The 1,229-nt window shown below is 61.7% G+C and carries 1 protein-coding gene; it reads right to left on the reverse strand.

The window, feature by feature from the left end; genetic code table 11:
* Positions 1-1,229, reverse strand: a 1,229-nt coding sequence (locus HP546_RS30400; protein WP_172233630.1) for a leucine-rich repeat domain-containing protein, incomplete at both ends; no start/stop codon positions are given.

The following is a 1,229-nucleotide window of genomic DNA, read 5'->3' on the forward strand; positions in this document are numbered from 1 at the left end:
TTCAAGCGATCCCACAGCCTCCCACGCTCAGGGCTCGCGGAGTCGCTGTCTACCCACCAGCCTCGGCCAACCTCGGCGTGAGGTTCCTCCAGTAACGTGTCCAGTGCATTGAGCTTGCCGAAGTCTGTCATTGTCAGGCGATTGCCACTGACCAGGAGGTTCTTGCGGAACTCCAGTGGCATCGCAAGTATGTTTGTGGGGACACCTTGCAGAAAATTGTCCCGCAGGTCTGCCTTTTCCAGAAAACCGCACAGTTCCAGACCTTTGGGCCACTCGCTGAGGCCGCAGCGGCGCAGGTTCAGCTCCACCAGTTGGGGCAGCAGATGGAAGCGCATCCCATACGCGCCGAGTGGGCTGTTGTGGCTCAGGTCCAGATGGCTGAGCCGGGGCAGCCCGTTCAAGGCGTCCAGGCTTTGGGCGTCCAGTCGAATCTGGTTATGCCCCAGACGCAGCCGGCGCAGATTGGTCAGGTAACTCAGTTCACGAGGGCAACGCAGCAACTGGTTGTCGCTAAGGTCCAACTCCTGAAGATAGGTGAAAGACTGCAAGAAGCCGTTTGCAATTTCACGCAACGTGGCGCCTTTCAACACCAGCGCGGTTACATGGTAGAACTCGATGTGCCCAGGTAGCTCGGGGAGTGTGCCGGCTGACAGGTCACTCAAATGCAACCGCAGCCCCGGGTGTTGGCCGCTGGAACCGACCGAGAGCTGATCACCCGAGCCTTGCCAGGCACGCAGCAACCTTTCCCCGATCAAGCGCCGCCTGCGCGACTGGTCGCTCAGGTCAGCCGACACCCAGCGGTCTATTGACCGGGTCAACTGCGTCAGGTCGTCTTCCAGCGCCATGAGTACCTCGGCAACCGGAATCTGTTGCAACAGCCATCGGTCCACCTGCTGTTCTATCGACCCGGCAAGGCCAGGGAAAAACCTGATCAAGCCGGCCCGCAGCTGCTCCCTGGGTGTCACGGGTAGCGCAGGGCGGTCGCTGAGCGGATAACCGACTCGGCCATCCGGTAGCCGTTGCCCTGGGTTGAACCAGCGGTCTTGTGCTGCCCAGCCCAGCAGCCGCGCGATTTCTTCGTGGGTGCCCAGGCGGGCCACAAGCTTCTCGCGCAGCTGCTGCGCCGTGGCGCCAGTGGTCAAGCCCACTTCGGGCAGCATGTCGCGCGAATCGAGTGCCGCCAGCACTGCGTCAAAAATATCCGGCGAAGCCGGAGGGTTGGTTGCAAG

This window comes from Pseudomonas sp. CM25, assembly GCF_013179705.1.
Taxonomy (GTDB): domain Bacteria; phylum Pseudomonadota; class Gammaproteobacteria; order Pseudomonadales; family Pseudomonadaceae; genus Aquipseudomonas.